Consider the following 22,356-nt stretch of genomic DNA (forward strand, 5'->3'; position numbering starts at 1 on the left):
CCCGCTGCACCACAGACAACGAACTACGCGAACACATAAAACTGCTCCCCTCACATCGGAACTGAAAATTTCTCAGTCCAACATTTGGGGAGCAGTTCAAGAGCTCCGGGAGGGTTGGCCAAACCGGCGCAACTACCCCGGGAGGGTTGGGCAAACCCGCGTCAGATTCCCGGGAGGGGGGCTGGGGCGGCCGTGCTGGTGCGAATGATGAAGCGCGTCGGATACTCGTGGTCACAGGCCGGCAGGGCAGCCCCGCCGCCATCGCGGGTGGTGGATGCGTCGAGCAGTTCCAGGGCCGTCCGGGCTGCCAAAGCGCCCTGGCCACGAGGATCCTGGTCGATGGTGGTGAGCCCGAAAATGGCGCCGAGTTCGTGGCCGTCCATGCCGATGACTGACAGGTCCTGCGGAACCTGCAGGCCGAAGTCTCGCGCTGCCAGGATGCAGCCAATCGCCATTTCGTCGGATGCCGCGAAGATGGCCGTTGGCCGCTCTACAGCTGTGCCCAAAAGCTGTCGGGCCGCAACGTAAGCGCCCTGGATAGTGAAGTCCGAACTCACCCGCCACTCTGGATGCACGGACAGTCCAGCGGCAGCCATGGCCGTATGGAAGCCATCGAAGCGGATGCCAGGGAGTTTGAAGTCCCGGGTGAGCTCGTTGTCTCCGGTCATGTGGGCTATCTTCGTGTGCCCCAGGCGGATCAAGTGTTCGGTAGCCATCCGGGCCAGCCGGGCATCATCGATCCTGATGGAAGCAGCCCCTGGCAACGTTCCACCAATGCCCACAATGGGCCGGTGCACTGCAAGGAGCTGTTGGATTTCGTCTTCGCTCAGCATTAGGGCGACGGTGATGACAGCGTCCAGGCGTTTGCGCAGCAGGAAATCGCTGAGGACACTGCTGCGCCGTTCTACCTGTTCTCCGACGTTGTACAGCGTCAGGTCGTAGCCGGCGTTCAACAGGGTGTCCGAAACGCCTTCCAGGACCGACGCGAAGTACCAGCGCTGGACGTATGGCACCACCAACCCGATGTTGGAGTTTCGGCCAGAGGCCAGGCTCGAGGCATGGTAGGAGGGGACAAACCCGAGATCCTGCGCTGCCTGCTTGGCCAACTCCCGGCTCTTTGCCGAAACGTTGGCCTTCCCGCTCAGTGCACGTGACACCGTGGCCACTGAGAGCCCAGCCTTGACCGCAACCTCTTTAATACCAGACATGCTCAGTCAGCGAAGTCGCTGGCTCCGAGGTCAATCCATGCCGTCTCGCCTGAGGCCAGTGCGGTGTCGGTGCTGGACGGAACGCTCCGCACCAGGACCTGGCCGGGCGGCATTTCCAGTCCTTCATGGTTGAGATTCATCAACACCAAGATGTTCCCGTTGACGAAGCCCAGTGACGAGCCGGTGCACCATTCCTCGGCCCAGTGCAGCGATCCCCGCCCAAGGCCCAGTTCCCGGCGGAGTGCCAGAGTGTCCTTGTAGAGAGACAGGTGCGATGTTGGCGAGGCTGCCTGGACGTCCCGGGCCAACCCGGCAAACGATTCGGGGAACGGTAGCCAAGGATCGGCGTCGGCACCAAATCCCAGATTGCGGTCCCCGGCACGCCACGGCAGCGGCACCCGGCAACCATCCCGGCCCAAGCGCTGCCCCCCGGTGCGGGCAAAAGTGGGATCCTGGCGCTGGTGTTCTGGGATGTCGATGCCGTCGGGCAGGCCAAGCTCTTCGCCCTGGTACATGTAGGCTGCGCCGGGCAGGCCCAGCATGAACAGCGATGCCGCGGCAGCTCGGTGCCTCCCCAAGGCGGTATCTGGCTGCTGGTCGGCGGGGCCGATTCCGTCGCCGTCCCGCGGTCCCTGCCCGTTGTAGCCAAAGCGGCTCGCATGCCGGACCACGTCATGGTTGGACAGCACCCAGGTGCTGGGGGCGCCGACGGAATCCAGCACGGTCAGCGAGTCGGTGATGACATTCCGGAGGCGGTAGACGTCCAGGCCCGCATGCAGGTAAGGGAAGTTGAAGGCTTGGTGCATCTGGTCCGAGCGTACCCAATTGGCGAGCCGCGGGAGCGGATCCACGTTGGCCTCGGCGCACAGGATCCGATCCGTGCCGTACTCGCTCAGGACTTCACGCCACCGCCGGTAGATCTCGTGGACGGCGGGTTGGCCGAACATGGGGGCGTCCTGCCCCGGGAAGCCGTCGCTGCTGCCGCCGTCGGCCCGGCCGCCCCAATCGGGGAGGCCCGTTGCCTTGACCAACGCATGGGCCACATCCACCCGGAATCCGGAGACGCCGCGGTCCAGCCAGAAGCGCAAGACGCGCTCAAATTCTGCGTGGACGGCCGGGTTGTCCCAGTTGAAGTCCGGCTGTGAGGAATCGAAGAGGTGCAGGTACCACTGCTCCGGTGTCCCATCGGGCCTAACGATGCGGGTCCAGGCAGGTCCGCCGAAGTGCGACTGCCAGTTATTGGGCGGCTCGTTGCCGTCCACGCCCCGGCCGTCGCGGAAGATGAACATGTCCCGTTCGACGCTGCCGGCAGGGGCCGCAAGGGCTGCCTGGAACGCGATGTGCTGGTCAGAGCAGTGATTGGGGACCAGGTCCACGATGACCCGAAGCCCCAGCCGCTGCGACTCGGCCATCATGACGTCGAAATCACCGAGGTTTCCGAAGATCGGATCCACATCGCAGTAGTCGCTGACATCGTAGCCGGCGTCACGCTGCGGCGAACGGTAGAACGGGGAAAGCCAGACTGCGTCGACGCCAAGGTCCGCCAGCTGCGGCAGCTCGGTGGTGATACCGGCAAGATCGCCCACGCCGTCACCGTTCAGGTCTCGGAAAGACCGCGGGTAAACCTGGTAGATCACGGCTGAACGCCACCAGCCGGGAACGCTGTCAGCAGCGTGAATGAGCGTCAGCGGTCCCACCGACTGCAGAGTGTTCTGGGTCACAGTTTCGACTGTCATGAGAGACAGCATAGGGGTACGCAAGCGAGAAATGAAAGCGCTTCCAGTGGACTTGATCAAGACTTGATAACAACCCGGGAAAATCCGCGGAATCAAGTGTGGAAACGGTTGCAGAACAGGTGGAAAAAGCGCTGTCAGCGCTGTCATAAACTGGGAGGTACGACGGCGGATGGAGACTTTTGTGGGCAGCGTAGTAACCGAATTGGCTGGCTTCCTAGCGGCCGGCCAGCTTGAGGAAACGGACGACGCACGTCAGCGGTACGCGATCGACCAAGCCCCCGTCATCGATTTCCACCTCCCCCAAGCAGTGGTGTTCCCGGAAAGTGTTGCCGATGTCCAGGCGATCGTGCGCACCTGCTCGGCCGCCGGCGTCGCGCTTGTCCCGCGTGGTGCAGGGACCGGCGTCTCCGGCGGCGCGCACGCCACCAAGGACTGTGTGGTCATGTCGCTGGAGCGGATGGATAAGATCCTGCAGCTCAACCCGGACGATGAGACGGCGGTGGTGGAACCCGGCGTCGTGAACGCCGTGCTCAACGACGCGGCCGCTCTGCACGGGCTGATGTATGCGCCGGACCCGGCGAGCTACCGCATGTCCACGATTGGCGGCAACGTGGCCACCAACGCCGGCGGGCTCCGCTGCGCCAAGTATGGTGTCACGCGGGATTCGGTGCTGGCCCTGGACGTGGTCTTGGCTGACGGTTCGTTGATTCACACCGGACAACAGACGTTCAAGGGTGTGGCCGGATACGATCTGACCGGGCTGTTCGTGGGCTCGGAGGGGACCCTGGGCATTGTGGTGGGCGTGACCGTGCGGCTCAAGTACCTACCCCGTGACGTCCACACCATCGCCGCGTTCTATCCCGATTTCCGCAGCGCTACCGCAGGGGTCCTGGCGGTAGGCCGAGCCCGGGTGCAGCCCGCCATCATGGAACTGCTCGACGGCGGGGCGCTGGCTCAGCTGGACGAGGTCCACGGCTCGGACCTCAGCACCCGCGGCCAGTCCCTGCTGCTCATCCAGACCGACGGCTTTGGCGCCGCTGCCGAAGCCGCGGCAATCCGGGAGGTCCTGCAGGCTGGCGGCGCAGTGGTCACCAACGAGGACAGCGCTGAGGCGCAGCGGCTGGTGGAGTTACGCCGTCACAGCCGAGGAGCCGAGGTGGATGACCAGTACCGTGTTGGTGAGGACGTTGCCGTGCCCCGCTCACGGTTGGTGGACTATGTGGCCGCGCTGGAAGAGATGGCGGCCGCGCATCGGGTGTCGCTGAAAGTGGTGGCCCACGCAGGTGACGGCAACCTGCACCCGACGTTCGCCGTCGAACGCCCGGCCGACGGCGTTGCCGCGGATGCTGCGGCACGCCTGGATGCTGCGTTGGACGAGTCGGTGACGGTGGCCTTGGCCATGGGCGGGACCATCACCGGCGAGCATGGCGTGGGGCAATACAAGCTGCGCTGGCTTGGCCAGGAACTTCCCGAGCCCGTGCGCGAGATTCAGCGCGGGATCAAAGCGCTGTTCGATCCCGCGGGAATCCTGAACCCCGGCAAGGCGATCTAGGGGAAACTTAGTCCTCCACGTCGTCGTCGCCGTAGCGGGACTCCTCAGTCTCCACTTCGAGGATCTTCAGCAGCTCGGTGTCCGGGTTCAGCATGATGGCTGCCTCGTCGCGGCGGTGCCGCAGGATCGAATCAATGTAGGACTGCACGGCCTCGGCCAGCGGAATGTGCCGGCTCTGCTGTTCAGAGGCATACCAGCGGTGCTCCAGGATCTCGTGGACCACCTCTGCGGGCTCCAGCTTGCCGGACAGATCCCGCGGGATGGACCGGACAATCGGCTCGAAGATCTGGCTCACCCAAAGGTGGGCGCTGTATTCCTCGTCCATGTCGGGGTTGTTGTCGGCGCGGAACGAGTCCATGTCATTGAGCAGCCGCCTGGCCTGGTTTTCCTGAACGTCGAGACCGGTGAGGCGGAGCAGCCGGCGTTGGTGGTGCCCCGCATCCACCACCTTGGGCTGCAGCTGGATGGTGGACCCGTTCTGGGTGGTTTTGATGACGTACTCCTCGACGTCGAAGCCGAGCTCGTTGAGCCGGCGGATCCGCGCGCCCACCCGCCACCGTTCGCCGAGCTCAAACGATTCCTTCTCCGTGAGTTCGGTCCACAGCCGCCGGTAGCTGTCCATGATGAGTTCGCTGGTGGCGACAGGATCCACCTTCTCCTCAATCAGGCCGCCGTCGAGCAGGTCCATGAGCTCGCCGGCGATGTTGACTCTGGCGATCTCGAGATCGTATTCGCGTTGCCCTGTGGACAGGTCCGGGTAGAGCTCGCCGGTTTCGGCGTCCACCAGGTAGGCCGCGAACGCCCCGGCGTCCCTGCGGAACAGGGTGTTGGAGAGTGAGACGTCACCCCAGTAGAAGCCGATGAGGTGCAGCCGGACCATCAGGAGGGCTTGGGCATCGATTAGTCGGGTCAGCGTGTCCTTGCGCAGCATCTGCGAAAAAAGTGCGCGGTACGGCATGGAAAACTTCAGGTGCCGCGTAACGAGGACCGGGTTCAGCGGGCGCCCGTCAAGGGTGGTCCGGCCGGTAATGACGGCGACGGGTTCCACGCACGGCACATCCAGCCGCGCCAGCTTCCGGAGCATGTGATATTCGTGCCGGGCCACGTGCTCGGAGGTTTCCTTGATGGCGATGACCGAGCCGCCCAGGTGGGCGAACCGGACAATGTGCCGGGAAATGCCGCGGGGGAGGGCCGCCAGGTTCTCGGCTGGCCAGTCCTCCAACGCGATGTGCCAGGGAAGGTCGAGGAGTTCAGGATCCGCGGCGGCCGCCGTGATGTTCAGCGAGCTGGACACCGACGGGAGTTTATTGTCGTCCGCGCTGGCCGCCACGAAGCGCGGCAACTTCCCGATCTGCGCGTAGTCGGTGGGTTCGTCGTGCCACTGGGCGCTATTGTCCTCGGTCATAAGGGTGATTCTTCCGTACTCGGTGGCGATGGGCTAAACATCTGGCTTAACGCCCGACGGCGGCCCCTCCAGTGAAGGGGCCGCCGTCGGTATTGCAAGGGCCCACGCGGGCAGGGTTCCCTGGCCGAAGCGAAGCGAGGCTAGGGTGCCAGTGGGGGATCAGTCGCCGAGGCGCAGGCCCGTCTTGGTGTCGAACAGGTGAACGTGGCCGGACTGCGGGCGGACGTAAAGGGTGTCGCCCTTCAGCGGAGGACGGCGACCGTCGACGCGTGCCACGATGTCGTGGTCCTTGCCGTCGAGCGTGGTGTGGCCGTAGACGTAGGCGTCGGCGCCGAGTTCTTCGACGACGTCGACCTCAACCTTCAGGCCTTCGCCAGCGGGTGCCTGCTCCAGGTCTTCGGGCCGGGAGCCGACGGTGACAGTTGAGCCGTTGGCCTCTGCGAGGACGTTCTGCGGCACGGGGTAAACGGTGCCGCCGAACTGGACGCCGCCGTCGACCACGGGAAGCTCGAGCAGGTTCATGGCGGGGGAGCCGATGAAGCCTGCAACGAAGACGTTCTTGGGGCGGTCGTAGAGGTTGCGCGGGGTGTCAACCTGCATGAGGAGGCCGTCCTTGAGGACTGCCACGCGGTCGCCCATGGTCATGGCCTCGACCTGGTCGTGGGTCACGTAGACGGTGGTGACGCCCAGCCTGCGGGTCAGCGACGCGATCTGGGTACGGGTCTGGACACGGAGCTTGGCGTCCAGGTTGGAAAGCGGCTCATCCATGAGGAAGACCTGCGGGTTACGCACAATGGCGCGACCCATGGCGACACGCTGGCGCTGGCCGCCCGAGAGGGCTTTCGGCTTGCGGTCCAGGTAAGGCTCGAGGTCAAGGAGCTTGGCTGCTTCACGGACGCGCTCGGCGCGCTCTTCCTTGGAGACGCCGGCGATCTTCAGGGCGAAGCCCATGTTGTCTGCAACCGTCATGTGCGGGTACAGCGCGTAGTTCTGGAACACCATGGCGATGTCGCGGTCCTTCGGCGGGACGTCCGTGACGTCGCGGTCGCCAATGAGGATCCGGCCGGCGTTGACGTCTTCCAGGCCTGCGAGCATGCGCAGGGAGGTGGACTTACCGCAACCTGAGGGTCCAACGAGGACGAGGAATTCGCCATCGGCGATGTCGATGTTGAGCTTATCGACGGCGGGCTTTTCTGTGCCCGGGTACAGACGCGTAGCGTTATCAAAAGTAACTGTAGCCACAGTTATCAATCCCTTCACCGGCAGGTACGTGCCGGACGATCCGTTGTGAATGGTTCATGTTTATTTAGTTTTTGACGCCCGCTGACCGGAGCCAGTGGGCGTCGAGCAATGCCGCACGGAACTGTGCGCCACATCACAACCAATAATATGCCATATTCGCGCCGAAGGGTCCAGTCTGTTACGAACCTCACGTGTGGCGTTGATCGCTTCCTTCCCCCGACGTATGCGGCGGAGATCAGGTCCCTTCCGGCTCCGACAGGTCCTCCGCGACGGCTTCACTGCGCGCCTGGAGCAGCACTTCGAGGAGCTCGGCCACGTGGGTAGGCGCCTCGACGCGGTACTGGGCGCTGGTGAAGTCGATTCCCACCTTAATGCCCACATCGCCTGGTTCGAGCCGGCCCAACGCGTCCTCATCAGTGGTGTCATCGCCGGCGAAGACGATCGCGGTGGAATCGGTGATCTGGCGCAAGAAGGTTACGGCCTCGCCCTTGGACGCATGGACTACCGACGTCTCAAGGACGCGTTTGCCGTCCTTGAGGTAGACGCCCTTGCGGTCCTGCAGCAACTGCCGGGCAGCAGCAACGGCATCAGCAGCCACATCGTCGGCAGCAAGGCGGGTATGCAGCACCACTCCCGCTGGTTTCTCTTCCAGGACGGTGCCCGGTGCCACCGAAACGATCTCCGTCAAGATGCCGCGCACCTCCGCCAACAACGCTTCTTGTTCCGGGTCGAGGGTCAACCCGGCAGAACCTGGGCCGAGCCATGCTTCGGCACCGTGGCTGCCGATCAGCAGCGAATTAACCGGCGGCGATGCCACGCCCCGCAGGCTGGCGAGGGCGCGGCCGGAGATGAGGGCCGTCGTCGTGCGCGGCAACGCGGCCAGGCCAGCAAACGCCGCAGCCGAACGCGGCAGCGGCCGGGCGTCCTCAGCCCGCCCCACGATGGGCGCGAGGGTGCCGTCGAAGTCCATGGCCACCAGGAGATGCTCAGTCTGCGCAACCTCCTGCAGGGCGGCCCGCAGCTCGGGTGACAGGGCCAGGGTGGGGCGCTGCTCAGGTGTCATCGCGGATGGCTTTCTGTTCCAGGGCCAACAAGAACGCCGCGGACCAATGGTCAACGTCATGGTCAAGGATCTGCTTGCGCATCGACTTCATCCGGCGCGAGGCCTCCCGCGGCTGCATGTCCACCGCCGTCATGATGGCACTCTTGAGCCCATCGATGTCATGCGGGTTGATCAGGAACGCCTGTTTGAGCTGGTCGGCGGCGCCCGCAAACTCACTGAGAACAAGCGCGCCGTCGTTGTTGGTCCTGGCGGTCACGTACTCCTTGGCCACCAGGTTCATGCCGTCCCGCAATGCCGTGACCAGCATGACGTCGGCGGCGAGGTACAGCGCGACCATTTCTTCCACCGGATAGCTGTGGTGCAGGTAGCGCACGGCAGTGTTCTCGAGGGTGTCGTAGTTGCCGTTGATGTGGCCGACCGTACCCTCGATCTCCTCGCGGAGGATCCGGTACTGCTCCACTCGCTCGCGGCTGGGTGAAGCGACCTGGATGAGGGTAGCGTCCGCCACGGAGAGTTTGCCATCTGCCAGCAGCTCCTCGAAGGCCTTGAGGCGGTGCCGGATGCCCTTCGTGTAGTCCAGCCGGTCCACGCCAAGGAGGATGGTTTTGGGATTGCCCAGGTCCTGCCGGATCTGCCGGGCCCGCTCAATGATGTCCGGATCGTTTGCCAGCGCGCTGATCTGGGCCACATCAATGGAGATGGGGAAGGCCTGCGCCCGGGCAATATGGGTGATGTCGCCGTCGTCGTTCTTCACGTGGACCTGCTGCTGCTTGACGCTGGCACCCAGGAAGCGGCGGGCGGAACGCATGAAGTTGGCAGCGTCGCTCACCCGCTGGAAACCGACCAGATCCGCGCCGAGCAGGCCGTCAATGATGGCCTGGCGCCACGGCAGCTGTGCGAAGATCTCCGGCGGCGGGAACGGAATGTGGTTGAAGAAGCCGATCCGCAGGTCGGGGCGGACCTCTCGCAGCATCCGGGGCACCAACTGCAGTTGGTAGTCCTGTACCCAAACGGTGGCGTTTTTGTCCGCATGACGCACGACGGCGTCGGCGAACCTCTGGTTGACCTTCCGGTAGGCGTCCCACCAGGTCCGGTGGAATTCCGGGGGTGCGATCACGTCGTGGTAGAGCGGCCAAAGGGTGGCGTTGGAAAAGCCTTCGTAGTACAGCTCTACCTCGTTGCCGCTGAGCTGGACCGGAACGAGGTCCATGCCGCCGTGGCTGAAGGGAGCCAGCGACTCGTCCGGAGCGCCGTGCCAGCCCACCCACGCGCCGTCGGTCTTGGTCATCATGGGCGCCAATGCCGTCACCAGCCCGCCGGGGGAGCGGCGCCACCCGGACCCGTCATCGCCCGGCTCGCCAGGGGCGCACCGATCCACCGGAAGTCGATTCGAAACCACCATGAAGTCGTACGTGGTGTGGTGGTGCTGCGCGGTCCCGGCGGCGCCGGACGTTGCTGCAGTGGCGGATTTGTCCTGGACGGGTGATTGCATTGCTGCCCCCTTGGGGTAATCGGTGCTGCAGCCAACACTATCGGGTGGAATCTTTGGCGCGCCCCGTCCTTTAGTTACTTGAAGGCGCAAGCTCCCAGCTTTCTCCCCTAAAATGATGGGAGTTGCCACTGAGTGGTCCCCCTTCGTCGATCGATCCAAGGAACACATGAGCCCCGCAAACGAAAATCGGAAGTCCAAGGCTGAGCGCACTGCTGAAGCGCGCGAGAAGGCTCGGCTGATCCGCGAAGCCCAGATCAAGAAGGACAAACGCAACAAGGTCTTCATCGGCTGGGGCATCGTGGGTGCCGTTGTCGCTATCTTGGTCATTGTGGGGCTCGTGGTCACCACCAACATTCAGCAAAACACGCCTATTGCCGATCAGGGGCCGGTACCAGCCAGCGCCAACGTCAATGGTGGCGTCACCCTCCTCGCCAACACTGAGGTCAAGAACGGCGGCGGTGGCTCAGTGGACCTGGCGAACGTGCCGGCCAAGCCCGATGCCGTGCCGAGCCCGCTGGTGGCGCCCGGCGCCGAGGCTGAGGCTGGCCAGCCGGTCAAGGTTGTAGCCTATGTCGACTTCATCTGCCCGGTCTGCAAGCGGTTCGAGGATACCTACAACGATGCCCTCACCACACTCCGGAACGACGGCAAGATCTCCCTTGAATACCGTCCGCTCGGCTTCCTGGACCGCCAGTCCAGCACCAACTACTCTTCCCGTGCAGCCAACGCCGCTGCCTGCGTGGCCGACACGTCACCGGAAAAGTACGCCGAATACGTGGACCTTCTCTTCACCAACCAGCCTGCAGAAGGCAGCGCTGGCCTGTCCGATGACAAGCTGAAGTCCATGGCCAGCGACATTGGCGCCAACATCGGCAGCTGCGTGGACGACAAGAAGTTCCGCCCGTACGTGAAGTACTCCACCACACTTGCTGCGAACACCGGCATCACGGGGACGCCCACCATCTTCGTTGACGGCAAGCAGTGGGACGGCACCACCGACCTCAACGCCGACATCCAGACGGCCATCACCGCCAAGGGCTAGTTTCACCGCCCCTGCGGCCTTGCGGCCGAGCGTGCGGCTCGATTCCGGAGTGATCTGGAGTCGGGCCGTTTTGCGTTGGTTCTGCCGCGTTTTTACCACCGGCGGGACTTGGGCTAACCTTATCTAGCGCCATTGCGGCGCGTACCCCTTACCGGGTTCGCCTCCTTAGCTCAGTTGGCCAGAGCACCGCTCTTGTAAAGCGGGGGTCGTCGGTTCGAATCCGACAGGAGGCTCCATATGCACTTGGCGCAGGGCGAGGCTCTGACAATGCGGCCTACAAAAGCTCTGGCGGTGCACTCCCAACGGTCCTAGGCTGAGGTCTACTCGGATCCGCCAATTCTTTGGGGGCCACCATGAATACCCTTGCTTCGGCCCGCCCCGGTGGGCTTCGGTTGACAGTCTGCGCCAGCCCGCGGATGAACGCCGAAGAGCTGCGTGGGTTCCTCTTTCGTCCCGAAATGCTGCAAAGGTGGGTCGGACCAGGGGCCGTGGTGCCCGCCCGGGTAGGTGGTCTCGCCGTGCTGCCCACGTCGGACGGTTCCTACCGAAATAGCTTGGTCACCCGCATCACCGAATCCGACAGCACCGGTTCCTCTTCCCTGACGGCCGAGTCCGGCCCGGGCCCGCGCCTTACCATCACCGTGACGGGGGTCGCCTCAGGCGTCGCCAGGTCCAGGCGGGACACCAGTACCGTCCGGATAACGGTGGGGAACCTCAAGGATCCCCACCAGGTGCGGTTGAGCCTGGCGTTTTGGCAGGCGGCACTGAACCGGCTCACCTCAATCGTCCATGCCACCCGACGACGCCGGGACTCGCCAAAGCAGGCATTGATCGTCATTCACGGCATCGGTGAGCAGCAGCCGGGGCAGACGCTCACCGAATTCGTGCGGGGTGTCTTTGGGGAGGGGGTGGGTCCGGGCCGTTGGGTGAAGCCAGATACATTGTTGGGATCCTTCGAGACCCGAAAGCTCACCTTGCAGGCCGTCAGACCCGACCCCAGTACCGAGGGCAGGCCCACCACGGATGTCTACGAGCTGTATTGGGCTCACCTGATCGTCGACAGCACCGTAGGCCAGGTGCTGGCGTGGGCGAAGAGTCTGCTGCTGCGCCGCGACATTCCGCGGTCGCTGCGTCCGCATGTCTGGACCATCCGGATCATTGCCGCCCTCACACTGCTGATCCTGTTGGGTTTTCCCATCTACAAGGCTTTCACCCCGAAATCCACCGCTGACCTGGTGGTGGCGGGCAGCCTGGCCACGCTGCTTGCGGTGGCCCTCGCCGTGGGCCGCACCTTGTGGAAAGTGGTCAAAGGCCCTGGAGCCAAGCTCTTGACCGGTTTCCTTGGGGACGCTGCCCGATACTTCGAGCCGAAGCCGGAAAACATTGCTCGTCGGCAGGAGATCCGTGAGGAAGGGGTACGCCTGCTCGAGAAGCTGCATGAATCAGGCGAGTACCAGCGGATCGTGATTGCCTCCCACAGCCTGGGCAGCGCCATCGCCTATGACATCCTCACCTTCACTTGGAACTGGATGCATGGCCAGCATGAGCGGCCCGATCGTCAGAGCCTGACTGCGCTCGCGGCGGCCGAGAAAGCGTCAGACGCCACTCGGTCGCAAAGGTACGACGCCCGCACGGTGCAGGCCGCAGCGTGGATGGAGCATCGGCGCAACACCCAGCCTTGGCTGGTGACGGACCTGGTGACCATGGGTTCCCCGCTCACTCATGCCCATATCCTGATGGCCGCCAGTGCGGACCAGTTCAACGCGATGATCCGGGACAAGGTCTTCCCCACGTGTCCGCCGCAACCCGACGACCGCAAGGGACCCCCACGTTTCAGTTACGCCCTGCCGAACCGGGCCACGGACGGCTCACGAGGCAACACCTTCATGGTTCCTGACCATGGGGCCCTTTTCGCCATGACCAGATGGACCAACCTCTACTTTCCCGCGCACGGAATCATCGGCGGCGACCCGGTGGGTGGGCCGCTGAATCCGTTGTTCGGAAAGTGGATCTACGACCGCCCGGTGAAGGCCAGGGAGGTAGGCCTCGGCGGGTTTGCCCACACCAAGTACTGGGCAACGGAGCAAAGCGCTGGACCTTACAAGGGCAAGGCCGGTGAAGACCACCTCGAGTGCCTGCGGGACGCGTTGGACCTCAACACGGCTGGGCGGCTCCGGACGCTGGCTGCGGCGCGGCCGGCCTACACCTACCTGCGGAGGAAGTAGCGGACGGAGCTGCGTCAAAAGTCCCCCGAGAAATTAATCTTCAGGCTAGAGCACCGCTCCGACTGCTCACCCCGTCCGCTGGCGCCATCGTAGTCCCGCAGCAATGGTTTGGGAATGGTGACGTCCTTGCTGAACTGGCCGTCAGGGTGTCGAATGCAGGGAACAGTCCCGAATGATGTGGAGTGCACGGTGAACCCGGAGGCCCAGAAAATCCAGCGCGTCTACTTGACGTTGACCTTGGGCAACACGCTGGCGGCCTCGTTCATTTGGGGCATCAACACGCTGTTCCTCCTCGACGCCGGGCTCAGCAACTTCGAAGCCTTCGCAGCAAACGCTTTCTACACCGCTGGGATGGTGCTGTTCGAGGTTCCCACCGGGGTGGTCGCCGACAGTTGGGGCCGGCGAGCATCGTTCCTGCTGGGGACCGTGACTCTCGCCGTCACCACCTTCCTCTACTACCTGTTGTGGCAACTCTCGGCGCCCTTCTGGTGGTGGGCGGCGGCATCGGTGCTTCTGGGGTTGGGGTTCACGTTCTTCTCCGGGGCGGTTGAGGCGTGGCTGGTGGATGCGCTGGCCTTCGCCAAGTACGACGGCGGCCTAGAAGCAGTTTTGGGCAAGGGCCAGATGGTGTCGGGAATCGCCATGCTGGCTGGCTCGGTTGCCGGCGGCGTCATCGCCCAGGCCACCAACCTCGGCGTACCGTTCCTGCTCCGGGCAGGCATTTTGCTAGCCATGTTCATTGTGGCGTTCCGGTTGATGCACGACGTCGGTTTCGTCCCCGAGCGCTCGCCGCACCCCCTGCAGGCAACTCGCGCAGTCCTGCGGGCCTCGATTGATGGCGGCCTGAAAAACCCGCCGATCCGGTACATGATGCTTGCAGCGCCCTTCACCCAGGGAGTGAGCTTTTATGTGTTCTATGCCTTGCAGCCCTACCTCCTGGAACTCTTTGGCGACCCCCGCGCGTACGCCATTGCCGGCTTGGCCGCGGCGATAGTAGCGGGATCGAATGTCCTTGGTGGCTGGCTGGCGCCTAAGGTTCGGTCCATGGTTCGCCGCCGGACCACCGTGTTGATCGTCAGCAACGTGGTCAGCGCCGCCGTGCTCGTGGTGTTGATGTTCACGCCCGAGTTCTGGCTGGCGCTGGTCCTGCTGTCGGTCTGGGCGGTGGTGGGCAGCGCCGGAACGCCGGTGCGCCAGGCCTACCTCAACGACATGATCGCCTCGAGGCAACGAGCCACGGTCCTCAGCTTCGATTCGCTCATGGGCTCGGCCGGGGGAGTGGTGGTGCAGCCCGCGCTTGGCCGGACCGCTGACCTCTTCGGCTACTCGGCGTCGCTGGCCGTGGGTGGCGCCGTGCAACTGCTCGCCGTCCCCTTTATCCTGCTCAGTCGTCGGCAACGCGCCCAGGCGGACCAGGGAACGGAACAGAGTTAATCGGCGGGAGACCGGTCCGAAACGAAGCCACAACAATTCCTGCATAGGTTTCAGGCATGACAACGACCAGAAGCAGCAGATTTCGGGCCTGGCTCCTCGACCTCTTCACATACGAGTCCGAAGACAGCGCCGTTGGGGCTATGGCCGACGCCACTCGATGGGGCTGGCTGCCCGCCTTGAGCGGGGTTACGGCAGGCGCCGCCCACGCCAGGAGCGTTCACGCGGCCGCCCACCAGAGCACGACGACGGCTGGCGGCTAGCGCAGTCTCCACACCCGCGGACCGCACGGCGCAGCTTGGTCCGCCGTCAATGTGCAGGGACTGCCCGTGCACAGTGAGCCTGGACTTCACTGTGCAGGGAGGCACAGAGACCCGTGCACACTGAGACTGGACGGCGTTGTAAAGCGCGGCGCGGGGCCCCACCTTTCACTCCCGTCACTCCAGTAGTGACGCGCAAGTGAGCGGCGCGGAAAGCCCTGTGCCGGCGTCGTTATTTGCCATAACGGAGCGGCGCAGCAACTGCATCAAAAGCGCATCGAACGCGCGAAAAGACGGGCTTGACGCACTACTGCGTGACGCTGGCGGCGCGAACTTAACGGTTCCGCGCCGAAGCGGCTACGGCCCTCGATTCGGCGGCCGTGCGCTCCTACCCTTGAGCTATCCATTCGCTCCTTCCTTGGGTGGCATCATCATGAAAAAACTCGCAGTTTGGATTTCCGCGATACTCCTGGCCATAGGGCTCGGATTGCTGGTTCCGGGGCCCGCCTCGGCAGCCTCGTATTGTGGCTTGAGCTGGGGATCTCTTGCCAAAGCCGGCGCAGACACCGGCAGCGCCGCAACACTCACCAACGTCCGCGCTGGGCAGCATTACTGCTACGACCGGATGGTGGTTGACCTCAGCGGGCCGGCCGAAGGGTTCTCTGTCCGCTACGTGCCCAACATCGTCGCAGACGGCAGCGGCGCGATCGTCCCTACTGCCGGCGGTGCACGCCTGCAGGTAACGATCTTCGCTCCCTCGTACGATAACGCCGGCAACCCCACCTACTCGTTCGACGACAGCATCAGCCTCGTCGGCGTGGGTGGTTACCAGACCTTCAGGCAAATCGTCTGGGCCAACAGTTTCGAGGGCTACACCAACCTCGGTCTGGGCGTCCGGGCAAGGCTTCCCTTTAGGGTCTTGACCCTTGACGGTCCTGCTGGAGGATCACGGCTGGTGGTGGACGTGGCACACTTCTGGTGACCGTCAACTGACCGATTTCACAAATTAGTAAGCTTACTGTGAAATTTCCTGTGACCCCGTTCCGGCGGGGTCACAGGGCTGCTACGGTCAGGGTTAGGACCAATCGAGGAGGATGTATGAAGGCTTCACCGACGCTGACTAACAACTTGCAGGCCGTGCTTGTTGACCTGATTGAGCTGCATATCCAGGGCAAGCAAGCGCACTGGAACATCGTGGGCACCAACTTCCGCGATCTGCACCTGCAGCTTGACGAAATCGTGGACGCTGCCCGGCTTTTCGCCGATGACATGGCCGAGCGCATGCGCGCGTTGCACGCCCTGCCGGATGGACGCAGCTCAGTGGTGGCCGAGTCCACCAGCTTGCCTGCGTTTCCCGAGGGGCTGATCAACACCAAGGACGCCATCGACAAGATCGTTGCGGCCATGGAAGCCGCCGTGGCGACCATGCGGAAGGTCCATGACGAGGTGGATGAGGAAGATCCCACTACCGCGGACCTGCTCCACGAATTCATCTCCAAGCTGGAGCAGTTCGCCTGGATGGTGCAGGCGGAAAACATGAAGGCCACGGCATCGGTCACCACGCCGGACGTCGACTAGGTTTACGGCAGTACTAAAGCGGGTGGCGCCGGAACATTAGTTCCGGCGCCACCCGTTTTTTGTCGCCAAAGCCGGTTCGGCTTCATCCAACTGTTCTCCTCTTTCCAAGATAACGCCTGGCATGGGGCTTGTGGCAAGGCCCCCAGGATGGCCCATACTGGCGGTTCGGCTGGCGGAGCCGTGCCGTTCGGAATGAGGGTTGTTCATGCATGAAGTGGTGATTGTTGGGTGCGGTCCTACCGGGCTGATGCTGGCGGCAGAGCTTAGGCTTTCGGGAGTGGATGCGGTGGTCCTGGAACGGAGGGCGTCGCAGGCCTTGGCTGGCTCCCGGGGTGGCGGAGTGCACTCCCGCACCCTTGAGCTATTTGATCAGCGCGGCATTGTGAATCGGTTCCTGGCCGCGGGCACCACGTTCGCCGCGGCAACGTTTGGCAGCACGCCGCTGGATCTCAGCGCGCTGCCCACCCGCCACCCGTACACGCTGGCCTTGTTCCAGAACCACGTCGAGCGGCTGCTGCTGGAATGGGTCGAGGAGTTGGGTGCGCCTATCCGGCGGGGCGTCGAGGTGACGGGGGTGGCCTCGCACGACGACGGCGTGGCCGTTCAGCTCGCCGGCGGCGGACCGCTGACGGCTCAGTTTGTTGTGGCAGCTGACGGTGGCCGAAGTGCTGTTCGGCGTGCGGCGGGAATCGAGCTGATTGGCCCAGATGCAACCCGCAGCAGCCTCATTGCCGAGGTGCAGGCTACCGAGCCACTGCCGCCAGCGGCGAAGGTGGACGCCAGGGGCATTCACGGGCTGCACGCCATGGCTGATGGCATGGTGCGGGTGGTAGTGACGGAAGCGACCCTGGAATCCGCCGCCGAACCCACCCTGGCTGATCTCCAACAGGCGCTCAACGACGTGTTCGGTACCGACTTCGGTGTCCACAGCCCCACCTGGCTCTCCCGCTTCAGTGATGCCACCCGGCAGGCTGCGTCCTACCGGTCAGGCCGGATCTTCTTGGCCGGGGATGCCGCCCACGTGCACTCGCCAACGGGTGGGATGGGCATTGGGCTGGGAATCCAGGACGCCGTCAACCTTGGCTGGAAACTGGGCCAGGTGCTGCGCGGGGAATCCAGCCAAGACCTGTTGGACACCTATCACGCGGAACGGCATCCAGCTGGTGCTCGTGCGCTGAAGTTCACCATGGCCCAGTCACTGTTCCAGAAGGCCGATCCACGGCAGGAAGCGTTGCGGGATCTCCTCGATGAGGCCTTGCGCGTGGAGCGTGCCAGCGTTCCCGCGGCGGCGCTGGTGACTGGGCTGGACGTGGTTTACGGCGTGATGACTTCTGACGCGGCGGACACGAAAGAACCAGCAACGGGGCATCCGCTGCTGGGGCGCAGGATGCCCGACGTCGGAGTCACCACTGGTGGAATGACCACCGTCGGAATTAGACCAGGCGGAACGACTACAGGCGCAACGACAGCGGAGGGTCACACCGGCAAGGTCTACGACCTACTGCATAGCGCCAGGCCTGTGCTGCTGGAACTCGGCGGCCCACAGCTGGACGTTACGGGGTGGACTGACCGGGTCCAGCACGTCAGGGCAACCACCACGGACCCCTGGAACCTGCCGGTCATAGGTGACGTAGCAGCGCCAACGGCTGTCCTGGTCCGGCCTGACGGGTACGTGGCCTGGGTGGGTCTGGATTCAGCCGAAGGACTGGCCGAGGCGCTCGGCAGTTGGTTTGGTCCGCCCAGACGCGACGAAGTAGCAGGCTAAAGGCCGGGAGGTTCCTCAGGCAGGAATCAGCGCGTCAGGTCAGCAGGTGCTGCAGGGGGTACGCGTTGGACTCGAGGACCACCTGGGTGCAGGTGCCGGTGGCGGCGTTGAGGACCACCGGTGCCATCAGATTCACAGTGGTGCCGGAGTCGGCCGGATTGACCACCACCAGGATCTGCCCCGCCGCCAGTTCAGCAAGCCCCAGCTCCAGTAAGACTCGTGCAGGAACTGGCGGCGCATAGTCCGGGACGAACAGTGCGGCGTCGGCCAGGAAGAGCCGGACGGAGAAGCTGCCGGAGCCTTCGAGCGCGTACAGCCCATCCGTTTCGGGGATGGGTCGCAACGAAAAATCGGTGACTCCGGCTAGTCCGGGCATGGGCGCGGTGAACGTGACGCCGCCGGCCGTTTGGGTCGAGGTGCTCATCGGAGGAAGTCCATCAGACTGGGCTGCAGGACGCGGGCGGTGGCCGCCAGCGCTGCCTGGTAGTTGTTTTCCTGCACCTTGAGGTTGAGGATCATGGCTCCCAAGTCCTCCTGCTCAAGTCCTGTCCGCTGGGTTTCCAAGCGGCCCTCCAATTCTGTGTTTGCCTGCCCCACCAGTTCCAATCGAGCCTGCCGAGTACCCAGCTCGGCGCGGGCGGCAACTGTGGTGCTGATTTTGCTGTCCACTGCTGCCACCTGAGAGGTTACTTCGGAGCCTGCCCGGATGGCAGTGGCAATGTTGCCGAGCAGTGCGAACGTTGACGTGGCGCCCTGGCCGAAAATTCCGGCTCCATCAAGGTCCACCCTGATGGTGCTGCCCGCGCCAATTCGGCGTTCCACCGAACTCCCGGCCGTGCCGTTGTACACCGGCGGGTTCCCTGGGCTGTAGGCGGCGCCGGCATCGGAGTTCCCGGCGAACAGGTTCCGGCCCGCGTACTGGCTGTTGGCCACCCGCAGCAGCTCCACGTTGAGTGACTCGATTTCCGCCGCGAGGGCTTCCCTGGCCGCAGGATTGAGCGAGCCGTTGCCTGCCTGGAAGGCCAGGTCCCGCACCTTGTTCAGCGTGTTGGTGGCCTGCTCCAAGGCGGAGTCGCCCAGCGCAACCCACGCGCCGGCGTCGTCGATGTTCCGGCCGTACTGGGCTGCAGCGGTCTGTAGTCCGCGCGTCTGCATGGCGCTCGCGATCGCTGCGGGATCGTCTGACGGGCGTGAAATCTTGGCCAACGAGGTTGCTTTATCGCGCGCCTCGGCCAGGCGTGCCTGATGTTCCTGCAGCCCGCGCTGGGCCGAGGTGGTCAGGGTGAGGTTGGTGATCCGATTGATCATGGTCAGCGGCCCACCAGTCCGGTGCGGTTAATCAGAACATCGAGCGCCTCGTCGACGGCGGTCATCACCCGGGCAGCCGCTTGGTAGGCATGCTGGTTGCTGAGGAGGCTGATGTTTTCCTCGTCGAGGCTGACGGAGGCGGACGAATCCCGTGCGCCAGCTGCCGAGACCTGCGCGGCCGAGGCAAGGGCGTCCTGCTGGAGAGCTGTTCTCGCTGCAACGCCGATACCGGACACGATGGCCTGCCAGCCGGCGTCGGGCGAGCCGCTACCTACGCCCAATTGCGCAATGGCGTCTGCGCGGCTGCTGTCCAGGGTGCCGCCGCCGGGGGTCCCGGTGGCGATTCCTGCGACGCTTTGCGGAACCACGGATACGGTGCCGGTGGCCGAGATGCTGAAGAAGTCTCCGGTGGCCGCGCCCGTGGCGGATTGACCGCCGCCGTGGAGGGCGTTGACGCGGGCGGCGAGGTCCTGGGCGAAGCTGGCGTACGACGTCGACACTTCAGCAAGGATTCCACCGGCACCATTGGCGGCAGGCGCCAGAGTCGTCAGGACGCCGGCGATCTGCCCACCAACGCCAACAGCGATTCCCGGCCGATCCGCCCACTCCACGCGCACGGCAGCCCCTGACGCCAAGGCGCCGCCCATAGTGGAAGGGCCGGACAACACCAGCTGCTGGGCTGAGGTGCCGTCCACCAGCGCGTTTCCGTCCACGAAGACGTTGATGGTGCCATCCGGAAGTTCCTTGACGGTTCCACCTGAAAGCCGTGCGAGCGTCTCCGTGAGGATGGCCCTGGCATCGATCAGTTCATTGGCCGCGCCACCGGAGTTGAGGATCGACCTGATGGCTGCGTTGGATTCCGCGACCTGCGCGGCCGTGCTGTTGATGGCGGACACGGTGGCTTCAGCCTGGCTGCGGCTGGTACTCCACTGGCCCGAGAGGGCGGTTTGAGCCGTGTTGATGGTGGTAGCCAGGGCATTCCCGGCCTCCAACAGCACCGCGCCCGCCGCGGCATCGCCCGGTTTGTTGGCTGCACCCTGCCAAGCGGCCCAATAGGCTTGCAGGCCCGCGGAAATTCCTGACTTGCCAGGCTCCTGGAGGATGTCCTCCACGCCACGGAGGGCTTGGGCCCTGGCGGCAGTGAAACCGGCCTGGGCCACCGCGGTGCGGACGCCGCCGTCCAGGAAATCGCTGCCCAGGCGCCCGATCCTGTCCACGGACACGCCCTGACCCACCAGTGGTGCGCCACCGCTGAAAAGGCGTTGGGCGGGAGCTGCCACAGACGAAAGATCGACGCGCTGGCGGGTATAGCCGGCGGTGGTGGCGTTGGCGATGTTGTTGCCGGCCACCGCAATGCCTTGTTGGGCGGCGGTGAGTCCGCGGAACGCGGTGTTGAGTGCGCCGAAGGTGCTCATGGGGTCCTTAGAACTGCCTGTCGAAGAGCTGCGAGCCGTTGTCCGCATCGGTTTTGCCGTGGGAGTCGTAAGTCCCCGTGGTGGGGCGCATATCTGCCAACGTTTCCTGGGTGGAGCGGACCGCCGCCCGCAGGAATTGTGCGTTTGCGTCCCTGAGGTCCTTGATGAGGGCTGCCTGCCTGGTCAGCGCGGCCAAGTGGGCGGAAAGGATCTCCGCCCACGGACCTTCTGGGGCCGCCGCAATCAATTGGGTGAGGGTGGCATCTGGCGGGAGCTCCCACGAACGGGCGACGGCGGCAGCCTCCACCGTGCGAGCCAGGCTCGCCTGCGAAAGCCGGTCCAGTACCTGTTCAACCTCTTTGGTTCCGTGCGGCAGCCACTGCGACTTACCGGAGGTCAGGATGAGCTGCTCTTCTTCGAGCTTGAAGGTCAGGATGTCGAGGAGTTCACGTTCCCGCCACAGGAGGGCTGACAGTTCGTGGATAGCCATGAGTAAGACGGGTCCTTAGGGAAAGTGGAGTGCGGGTTGGTCGTGCCGGGCGCCAGGCCACGGACAGCTGCGTTCCCTCCGAACTATCGGCCACCTCATGGTCATCGTTAGGTGACAGGCATGGGAGTTGGCTTGCAAAAATGTTCAGCGTTTTCCCTTACCGGCATCCCCGGGACGGCGATAGCTACCTGTGAGGGACCACGGATGGACCCTCGCACCAGTCCCAACTCACGGAGGAAAACACCATGGGAATGCAGATCAACACCAACCTCGCGGCCAACAACACGTACCGCACCCTGAACAACACGCAGAACGATCTGTCCAAGTCACTGGAGAAGCTTTCCAGCGGCATGCGGATCAACCGCGCCGGCGACGACGCAGCAGGCCTGGCAATCTCCGAGGGCCTGAAGTCACAGGCCAACGGCATGGGCGTTGCAGCCCGTAACGCCCAGGACGGCATCAGCGTCATCCAGACCGCTGAAGGCTCCCTGAGCGAAGTCCACACCATCCTGCAGCGCGTCCGTGACCTGGCCGTCCAGGCCGGTAACGACTCGAACAACGCTGATTCACGCAAGGCCATCGCCACCGAGGTGACCGCGCTCGGCGCTGAACTGACCCGTATTTCTGCGTCTTCGGAATTCAACGGAACCAACCTTCTTGGTGACAAGACGGCGGCGAACGCGAAGACTTCTCTGACGTTCCAGGTTGGCGCGAACGGGACTGCGGCAGATCAGATCTCTGTGAACCTGACCGACGTCTCACTCATCGGCACGGCCGTCACCGGCCTGGCCACCGCTGGATTCGCTGATCCTGCTGCCGCGCTGACCACCATCGCTGCCCTGGACACGCAGATCAAGAATGTCTCCACCGCCCGCGCAGAACTCGGTGCAAGCCAGAACCGCTTCGAGAGTGTTGTCCGCAACCTGCAGGTCTCCAAGGAGAACCTGACGGCTGCAAACTCCCGCATCCGCGACACGGACATGGCTGAGGAAATGGTGAAGTTCACCAAGAACAACATCCTGTCCCAGGCCGGTACCGCCATGCTGGCACAGGCCAACCAGTCCAGCCAGGGCGTTCTGCAGCTCCTGCGCTAAATCCTGGCCGGTATTAGCTGGCAGCTTCATCGCAGTACAGCATGACCAAT

General features: G+C 64.2%; 19 protein-coding genes and 1 tRNA gene. 10 read left to right on the top strand and 10 right to left on the bottom strand.

Features of this window, described 5'->3' with window-relative positions; translation table 11 throughout:
• Positions 1–161 precede the first annotated feature (161 nt).
• Together PSET11_RS05610 and PSET11_RS05615 are read right to left on the bottom strand one after the other, a co-directional pair.
• Positions 162–1,208, bottom strand: a complete 1,047-nt coding sequence (locus tag PSET11_RS05610) for a LacI family DNA-binding transcriptional regulator (RefSeq protein WP_124091128.1) — start codon at positions 1,206–1,208, stop codon at positions 162–164.
• A gap of 2 nt (positions 1,209–1,210) precedes the next feature.
• Positions 1,211–2,944, bottom strand: coding sequence for a glycoside hydrolase family 13 protein (locus tag PSET11_RS05615; RefSeq protein WP_377947369.1), 1,734 nt, complete (start codon positions 2,942–2,944; stop codon positions 1,211–1,213).
• A gap of 169 nt (positions 2,945–3,113) precedes the next feature.
• On the opposite strand from PSET11_RS05615, the gene PSET11_RS05620 reads away from it, so the two are divergent.
• Positions 3,114–4,496 carry an FAD-binding oxidoreductase gene (locus PSET11_RS05620; RefSeq protein WP_203415913.1) on the top strand — a complete coding sequence of 461 codons (1,383 nt, stop codon included), beginning with the start codon at positions 3,114–3,116 and terminating at the stop codon, positions 4,494–4,496.
• A 7-nt stretch (positions 4,497–4,503) separates the two neighbouring features.
• Here PSET11_RS05620 and PSET11_RS05625 read toward each other — a convergent pair whose 3' ends face one another.
• From PSET11_RS05625 to PSET11_RS05640, 4 genes are all read right to left on the bottom strand, one after another.
• A complete protein-coding gene (locus PSET11_RS05625) occupies positions 4,504–5,901 on the bottom strand; it encodes a DUF4032 domain-containing protein (RefSeq protein WP_124091131.1) in 1,398 nt (465 codons plus the stop codon).
• A gap of 159 nt (positions 5,902–6,060) precedes the next feature.
• A complete protein-coding gene (locus PSET11_RS05630; protein ID WP_124091132.1) occupies positions 6,061–7,143 on the bottom strand; it encodes an ABC transporter ATP-binding protein in 1,083 nt (360 codons plus the stop codon).
• A 235-nt stretch (positions 7,144–7,378) separates the two neighbouring features.
• Entirely contained in the window at positions 7,379–8,206 is an 828-nt protein-coding gene (gene otsB, locus PSET11_RS05635) for a trehalose-phosphatase (RefSeq protein WP_124091133.1), read from the bottom strand.
• Positions 8,196–9,698, bottom strand: a complete 1,503-nt coding sequence (locus tag PSET11_RS05640) for an alpha,alpha-trehalose-phosphate synthase (UDP-forming) (protein WP_124091134.1) — start codon at positions 9,696–9,698, stop codon at positions 8,196–8,198. The genes otsB and PSET11_RS05640 overlap by 11 nt, the downstream gene beginning before the upstream one ends.
• A 166-nt stretch (positions 9,699–9,864) precedes the next feature.
• Between PSET11_RS05640 and PSET11_RS05645 the strand changes: the two genes are divergently transcribed.
• The 8 genes from PSET11_RS05645 (at position 9,865) to PSET11_RS05680 (ending at position 17,999) form a co-directional block, all read left to right on the top strand.
• Positions 9,865–10,740 carry a DsbA family protein gene (locus PSET11_RS05645; RefSeq protein ID WP_124091135.1) on the top strand — a complete coding sequence of 292 codons (876 nt, stop codon included), beginning with the start codon at positions 9,865–9,867 and terminating at the stop codon, positions 10,738–10,740.
• Between the two features lie 159 nt (positions 10,741–10,899).
• Positions 10,900–10,976, top strand: a tRNA-Thr gene (locus PSET11_RS05650).
• Positions 10,977–11,093: 117 nt separating this feature from the next.
• Positions 11,094–12,965, top strand: coding sequence for a hypothetical protein (locus PSET11_RS05655; RefSeq protein ID WP_124091136.1), 1,872 nt, complete (start codon positions 11,094–11,096; stop codon positions 12,963–12,965).
• Positions 12,966–13,118: 153 nt separating this feature from the next.
• Complete coding sequence (locus PSET11_RS05660) at positions 13,119–14,399, top strand: MFS transporter (protein ID WP_124091137.1); 1,281 nt, start codon at positions 13,119–13,121, stop codon at positions 14,397–14,399.
• Positions 14,400–14,455: 56 nt separating this feature from the next.
• On the top strand, positions 14,456–14,659 hold the full coding sequence (locus PSET11_RS05665; RefSeq protein WP_124091138.1) for a hypothetical protein: 204 nt from the start codon (positions 14,456–14,458) through the stop codon (positions 14,657–14,659).
• 430 nt (positions 14,660–15,089) lie between these two features.
• Positions 15,090–15,638: an AMIN-like domain-containing (lipo)protein gene (locus tag PSET11_RS05670; RefSeq protein ID WP_124091139.1), complete on the top strand. Its 549-nt coding sequence runs from the start codon at positions 15,090–15,092 to the stop codon at positions 15,636–15,638.
• A 116-nt stretch (positions 15,639–15,754) separates the two neighbouring features.
• A complete protein-coding gene (locus tag PSET11_RS05675) occupies positions 15,755–16,234 on the top strand; it encodes a Dps family protein (protein WP_124091140.1) in 480 nt (159 codons plus the stop codon).
• Positions 16,235–16,439: 205 nt separating this feature from the next.
• On the top strand, positions 16,440–17,999 hold the full coding sequence (locus PSET11_RS05680; protein WP_124091141.1) for an FAD-dependent monooxygenase: 1,560 nt from the start codon (positions 16,440–16,442) through the stop codon (positions 17,997–17,999).
• Positions 18,000–18,033: 34 nt separating this feature from the next.
• On the opposite strand, the gene PSET11_RS05685 is transcribed toward PSET11_RS05680, so the two are convergent.
• From PSET11_RS05685 to PSET11_RS05700, 4 genes are read right to left on the bottom strand one after another with little or no spacing between them, the layout of a single operon-like run.
• Complete coding sequence (locus PSET11_RS05685) at positions 18,034–18,423, bottom strand: flagellar assembly protein FliW (protein ID WP_124091142.1); 390 nt, start codon at positions 18,421–18,423, stop codon at positions 18,034–18,036.
• Positions 18,420–19,307: a flagellin N-terminal helical domain-containing protein gene (locus PSET11_RS05690; protein WP_124091143.1), complete on the bottom strand. Its 888-nt coding sequence runs from the start codon at positions 19,305–19,307 to the stop codon at positions 18,420–18,422. The genes PSET11_RS05685 and PSET11_RS05690 overlap by 4 nt, the downstream gene beginning before the upstream one ends.
• Before the next feature lie 2 nt (positions 19,308–19,309).
• On the bottom strand, positions 19,310–20,722 hold the full coding sequence (gene flgK / locus PSET11_RS05695) for a flagellar hook-associated protein FlgK (protein WP_124091144.1): 1,413 nt from the start codon (positions 20,720–20,722) through the stop codon (positions 19,310–19,312).
• Positions 20,723–20,729: 7 nt separating this feature from the next.
• The gene (locus PSET11_RS05700; protein WP_124091145.1) at positions 20,730–21,212 is read right to left on the bottom strand and encodes a flagellar protein FlgN; all 483 of its coding nucleotides are present in this window, start codon (positions 21,210–21,212) and stop codon (positions 20,730–20,732) included.
• 245 nt (positions 21,213–21,457) lie between these two features.
• Between PSET11_RS05700 and PSET11_RS05705 the strand changes: the two genes are divergently transcribed.
• Positions 21,458–22,306: a flagellin N-terminal helical domain-containing protein gene (locus tag PSET11_RS05705; RefSeq protein ID WP_124091146.1), complete on the top strand. Its 849-nt coding sequence runs from the start codon at positions 21,458–21,460 to the stop codon at positions 22,304–22,306.
• Positions 22,307–22,356: the final 50 nt, after the last annotated feature.

This window comes from Arthrobacter ulcerisalmonis, from assembly GCF_900609065.1.
Lineage (GTDB): Bacteria > Actinomycetota > Actinomycetes > Actinomycetales > Micrococcaceae > Arthrobacter > Arthrobacter ulcerisalmonis.